The sequence below is a fragment of the Bulleidia sp. HCP3S3_C9 genome (assembly GCF_052064035.1).
Classification (GTDB): Bacteria; Bacillota_I; Bacilli_A; order Erysipelotrichales; family Erysipelotrichaceae; genus Bulleidia.
Window position 1 is genome coordinate 1 of record NZ_JBQHWJ010000079.1, and the last position, 6,270, is coordinate 6,270.

A 6,270-nucleotide genomic window follows, 5' to 3' on the forward strand; every position below is an offset into this window, starting at 1 on the left:
TCATAATGTCATCTCCTTGAATGTGCTGACATTATAATGCTGCTTAATTGTTGTTACTGTCCATATATTCGTACAATATTAAAATATGTTCACCATTTTGCTAATATAGCCTTCTTAAAATTGTATTTTCTAGCTTTCTGACTAAATATATCTTATGATTATAACCATGGCTAAAAAAATACTTAGATTATTATTATGCATTGGATTTGTGTGCTTTTCTTTTATTCCTTGCACAAAAATATACGCTTTTGAAAATACTGTTCTAGATAACATAAGTGCAACATTCGCAATTGTAATTGATCGCGATACAAACCAGATACTTGCTGAAAAAGATGCTGATACGAAAATGTATCCAGCATCCATGACAAAAATGATGACAGCAATTATCGCAATCGAAAATCTTACTGATTTAAATCAACAGATTACAATCACACAAGATATGATTGCAGGTCTTATAGAACAAAATGCTTCTTTAGCTGGTTTTAAAGTTGGAGATACCCCAACTGTACAAGATATCCTGTATGGCATTGCTTTACCGTCTGGAGCAGACGCAACAAATGCAGCTGCATTTACAATCAGCGGAAGTATTGAAGCATATGTTGATCTGATGAACGAAAAGGCACAAGCCATTGGTATGACAAATACACATTTTGTGAATACAACAGGTTTACACGATGAAAATCATTACTCCACTGCTAGAGATATGGCAAAGCTATTACAATATTGTCTAAACAACGATACATTCAATACAATCTTCTCAACACATACATACACCACTTCTCCATTAGTTTCATCCCCACTTGGCATTGAGCTGAATAGTACGATTTTTACAGCTGCTCAAAAAAATGGCTATGCGCTTCCTGGATTGATTGGCGGTAAAACTGGATTCACATACCCGGCAGGTCATTGCCTGGCTGCCTGGGAAGATATCAATGATATGCATTTAATCACAGTGGTCGCAAATGCAGATGCATATGCGCCTGCTTCTCCCCATATCAAAGATACAGATTCTATTTTAAATCAATTACAGTCATGGAATCGCATTGCAGCACTATCAACACAAAGTGTTGTATCCACAGTCAAAGTTAAACATATATTTGCTGAAGATGATACTATTGAAGTCAAATCACCAATTGACTTCAACTATGACCTTCCACAAGACATTCAGCCAGAAGTAACATGCACACTTCCACAGACAATTTCCAGCGCGAATACTTCACAGAATCTCGAAGGAGATCTCACAATCAGCTACAATGGTGAAATCTTCTACACCACAAAGCTCATGGTAAAGATTCCAGAAGAATCTCATCTTCTAGATCGTATTGCACTTTGGTTTCAGAAAGTATTTTAAAAGAGGTTTTCATTCAACCTCTTTTCTTTTTGATATTTTTCCATTTTGTTTTTTTTATGAAATAGATACGAATACTTTCAGGCAAGAATCTAACAATTCGATTCATTACACCTGGAATGATAAAACATTTCTTTTTCATATGTTTGATTGTATACACAACAACCTTATCACTCTTCATCGCATGCATTGGTGCTTTCACACCACTTTTGCGATAGAAATCCGTTGCCACAGGACCAGGAAGCAGGCAATAAATACGAACGCCATATTCTTTTGCTTCTTCATAGACTGCACGTGTATATGAAGCTACAAATGTTTTGGATGCATAGTAACCCGCAATGTATGGTCCTGGTTGAAAAGCACCTGTAGAAGATACATTTAAAATAACACCATCATGTCGTTTCTTCATATCTAGAAAGAAAAGTTTTGTTAATGACATTAGTGTCATGTCATTCAACATGACCATCTTTTCTTCTTTCTCAATATCAATCTTCCAGAATCTTTCTGTATATCCACACCCTGCATTATTAATCAGAATATCTATATTTTCATCCTTGACTTGTTCATAAAGAGTACTTGCTGAATTCTGTAGCGAAAGATCCATACATATCATATGAACAATATTATGATATGTATTTTCTAAAGTATTCTTGATGTCAATCAGTTTCATACGGTTTCTAGCTACTAGAAACACTTCACTTCCAATTGAAGAATAATATTCAGCAAATGCATATCCAATACCTTCACTGCCACCAGTAATCAATACTTTCTGCATATCACTTCATTTTTTCATCAATGTCATCTGCAATCCATTTTCCAGAAACAAATGCCCATGTATTCGAAATGCCTTCTTGTGTATTCAAGTAATCTGCAGCACTGCCAATCACATATACAGAATCTAATGATGTATCAGAAGAAGTTTTCACTGGATGTAAAGATGTATCCACACAAATTCCTCCTGTCACATCTACAATGCCACAACAAAGCTTCACACAATAAACATCCCCATCAAATGACTGCTCTTCACGCATCACCATATTGTGTTGTGCAATGGAGTCTACAACTCCCTCATAAGATATTCCATTCATATTACACAATGTTTGTAAATCTTCTGCAGAAGAAAAACATTCATTTTCATCTTCTTCTAATTGCTTTATATGTTCTGAATCAAAAGTACCACTTTCTAGAATTGCCGCTTTCCACTTTTTATATACTGAAGCATTCATCATCAAATAAGAATCACCTTTTAATGCACTAGAAAGATCTTCACGAGATTGTGCTAAATCAATCCATTTTCCATCTTGATCAACAAGAAGAATTTCTTTTTCCTTCATTTTTTGATCAGCATAATATGTATCTATATACTGATCAGATAATGATACACAAAGATTAGAAACCATCGGTTCAATTCGACTCACTTGATATCCATCGTTTTTGAAAATTGTATACAGATCCCCTTCATTGTACGGATTCACAGCTTCAGAAGAATCTTCAATTGCACTTCCACTCGCAATCACTACATATTTAGACTGAATATGATAAATCTTTCCATCAGAATCTATTGCAGAAACACCATTAACGTTTTCACCATCTTTTTTTAAACCCGTTACACATGTATTCAACAATACCTCTGCACCACTCACTTCTGTTTCTTTTTCCAGAAGTTCACCAATATTAGAATTTTCTGGTGCATATTCTTTCAATACATCTGTATCATATTGACTGCTGGAAAGATATTCATCTGAAAATTGAACACCAAGATCTTTTTTCTGCCATGTAACTGTATCTAACAAATGGTCTTGAATAAGATCATTCGTATTTGTAAATGTTGCATCTTCATCCACGTACAATTGAGAATAATTCCCACCGTATTTCATGATTCCACCTAAACGATCACTTTTCTCTACCAGAACACATTGATAACCAAGCTGCTGAAGACGCAATGTTGTAACCATGCCAGATAATCCACCGCCTGCGACAACAACATCACAATTTTTTTCAACTTCTTTTTGCTTATGTTCCACTTTTTCATTTGCTTTCCATTCACCGACATCACCATGTGCATCTTTAATTGTTTTTTCAACAGCACTGATAATTGCGTTTGAAGTAACCGTTGCGCCAGTAATCGTATCAACATTCAATGACTGTTCATCATGAATATATTTAGGAATGTAATGTAAAGCACTATCTGCCCAAGTCTTTGTTTCATTAGAGTCAACAACTTCAACACTTGTAATAGAACCATTTGAAAAAGTTACTTTCACAGTCAATGAAGACTGATACCCTTCCACTTCAGCTGTATATGTACCATCTTTAATATTTTTCTCACTCTTATTTTGACATGCACCTAATGTTGTGCACATAGAAAATACTAAGACTGATTTCCATAATTTTGTTATTTTCATACTCAAAAAGTATAGCATTATTTACAAAAGAAAAAAAAAGATACTTTACGCTTTTTTGAATTGCGCAAAATATCTTTCTAAATACATCTTATTTGCCACTGCAATCGTAATGTTATTCAATGCGGTTTCTTCATTTGCTGAAAAATCACAAGACGCAGAAGAAGCCTCTTTATAGCCATGCACTGTATCATGCATTTTCTTCACAAATGCTGAATATGCTTCTTCAATGGTTGAAAGCGTAGTTCTTTCCTGCAGACAAATACGAATATATTCCATCGATAATACATTCTTCGCAATCGCAATAAAGAATAACACCGCAATCTGATCCCTGCTGTACATTTTTTTATGTGGATTCGAAACAAGCTTACTCTTCACATAATTACTTACCATTGAATTCGTAATTTTCATTTCTTCAAAATCGCAAAAGAAACTATTAATATATTTCACAACTTGTTCAAGATATAATCCAACATCTGGAATTTCTGTATAGGCAGGTAAATGAAAACCCTGCATTGCCTGAATATTCTTTTCTTTTCTCATAGTATTAGTATAAATAGATTTTATAAACTGTGCAATAGAACTACAGTTATCTCTTGACAAGTTTTTAAAAAACTTCTAGTATACTTATAGAGGTTATTGAAAAACCGATGAAAAGTTAATGGAAAGGAGAAATTATGACAGTTTTACAAAACAACACATCCTTTATGGATGAAAAATTATTTACCGTCAAAGAACCAATGAGTGCCTTAACACATCTAATTGGTGCTGTCTGCAGCATCTTTGCAATGCCAGTTCTTTTGATCCATGCCAGTCTTTATCACGCATCAAAACTTGATCTTATTGCGTATATGATTTTCATGATTAGTATGATTCTTTTATACAGTGCAAGTACGGTATACCATTCATTCAGTATTTCTCCTAAAGTAAATAAAGCATTAAAGAAAATTGACCACATGATGATCTTCATTATGATTGCTGGGTCATATACACCGGTTGCTTTAATTGCAATTGGAGGATTCAAAGGAATGTTACTATTCATCACAATCTGGTCATTAGCAATCCTGGGAATGATATTCAAATTCTGTTTTGTTACATGTCCAAAATGGGTATCTTCTGTTATCTATACATGTATGGGCTGGACATGTATCTTCTTTATGAAAGATATTATCAATTGCATTCCACTTTCTGGCTTTTTATGGCTGCTGGCAGGAGGTATCCTATATTCCATTGGTGCAATTGTTTATGCCATGAAACTATCAATTTTTGAAAAACCAATCCATGGATTTGGAAATCACGAAATATTCCACTGCTTTATATTAGCAGGCAGTTTATGCCATTTTATATTCATGTATCACTATCTCGTATTATTAATGTAACTGAAACAAGTATCTAGCTATCTAGATACTTGTTTCAGTTTGGTAGTGTTTCTTTATATTCTGTATATTTTTCATTCACTTTTTGTTCATATGCAGTGTAGGCTTCTTCTAATGTTTCGTATTTTGTTCCAGTCAAATATTTTTTAAATCCATCGTCATTCCAGATATGATCAACAATCGCAACATATTCCTCACCTTTTTTTGTAATTCTTTGTGCTGTAACTGTTTCTGATACAAAGAATCCACCCGAAGCACGACTGATAATCACAGAAATCTTAACACCTGCTGCATTTGTATCTACAGACGTCCAGAATAAATACCTGCCAGATTCATTAGTAGGACTTCCAAGGTATGCCCACGTTCCATGGTTCATTAAACTAGTATCTCCGATTTGTTTTTCTACTGCATTTACCATCGTAGAATTTGGACATTTCGAATCTATTTCAAATCTTGCTACACCCTGTGTAGTTAAATTTGCTAATACATTTGTATTATCTAAATTACTATGAAGATTTTCTTTCATATCAACTTTAGTGTTCGATGTACTTCCATCACTTTTCTTCCAATGCAGAATCACACCAACATCTGGATCATAAGATACTTCACACATGCCTCCAGCAACTGGATTTCCTTTCCAGTTCGCTAGATCACCATCATTTTTAGAATGCATAATACCGCCAATCGTAATTGTATCTGCAGATTGCCTTCCATCTTTCTTCTGTTTTAAAGAAACGACTTTTACAAATTTTTCATCATTTTCATGCATTGCTTTTTCACTCACTTCGGCATACGCTGCACGCACATTAGAAATATCTGTTGCTTCTCTGCTTTTTTCCAATTGATTCTGAAAAACAGGAATCATTATCGCTACAAGTACAGAAATAATTGCGACAACTACTAAAAGTTCCGCAAGAGTAAATCCGCTTCTTGTACTTTTCCTTTTATTTACATGATTTTCACAAGCATTCATACTATTGATTATAAAGAAATTCATGCAATTAAGTACTTACCGGTTTCATTATATTTATTTTTCGGCTAATCTACAATCGTGTGGTTGACAAATGGCTTATTTACGCTTAAATCTAACCCTTTCAAGAACTAAATGGCGCAGAATTCTATTAGATTTCGGCCATTTTTCATT

At 34.1% G+C, this 6,270-nt stretch carries 6 protein-coding genes; 2 read left to right on the forward strand and 4 right to left on the reverse strand.

Annotation, left to right across the window (positions count from 1 at the left end; all coding sequences use genetic code 11):
• The first annotated feature begins 166 nt into the window (after positions 1–166).
• Positions 167–1,351, forward strand: coding sequence for a D-alanyl-D-alanine carboxypeptidase family protein (locus ACTND6_RS10300; RefSeq protein ID WP_441024090.1), 1,185 nt, complete (start codon positions 167–169; stop codon positions 1,349–1,351).
• Positions 1,352–1,364: 13 nt separating this feature from the next.
• On the opposite strand, the gene ACTND6_RS10305 is transcribed toward ACTND6_RS10300, so the two are convergent.
• From ACTND6_RS10305 to ACTND6_RS10315, 3 genes are read right to left on the reverse strand one after another with little or no spacing between them, the layout of a single operon-like run.
• Positions 1,365–2,123 carry an SDR family NAD(P)-dependent oxidoreductase gene (locus tag ACTND6_RS10305; protein ID WP_441024088.1) on the reverse strand — a complete coding sequence of 253 codons (759 nt, stop codon included), beginning with the start codon at positions 2,121–2,123 and terminating at the stop codon, positions 1,365–1,367.
• Position 2,124: 1 nt separating this feature from the next.
• Positions 2,125–3,753 (reverse strand): FMN-binding protein, encoded by a 1,629-nt coding sequence (locus tag ACTND6_RS10310; RefSeq protein WP_441024086.1) that lies wholly within the window; start codon positions 3,751–3,753, stop codon positions 2,125–2,127.
• 45 nt (positions 3,754–3,798) lie between these two features.
• Positions 3,799–4,293: a DUF1836 domain-containing protein gene (locus ACTND6_RS10315; RefSeq protein ID WP_441024084.1), complete on the reverse strand. Its 495-nt coding sequence runs from the start codon at positions 4,291–4,293 to the stop codon at positions 3,799–3,801.
• Between the two features lie 134 nt (positions 4,294–4,427).
• Between ACTND6_RS10315 and trhA the strand changes: the two genes are divergently transcribed.
• Positions 4,428–5,129 carry a PAQR family membrane homeostasis protein TrhA gene (gene trhA, locus ACTND6_RS10320; protein WP_441024082.1) on the forward strand — a complete coding sequence of 234 codons (702 nt, stop codon included), beginning with the start codon at positions 4,428–4,430 and terminating at the stop codon, positions 5,127–5,129.
• Between the two features lie 34 nt (positions 5,130–5,163).
• On the opposite strand, the gene ACTND6_RS10325 is transcribed toward trhA, so the two are convergent.
• Positions 5,164–6,099: a type II secretion system protein gene (locus ACTND6_RS10325; RefSeq protein ID WP_441024080.1), complete on the reverse strand. Its 936-nt coding sequence runs from the start codon at positions 6,097–6,099 to the stop codon at positions 5,164–5,166.
• Positions 6,100–6,270: the final 171 nt, after the last annotated feature.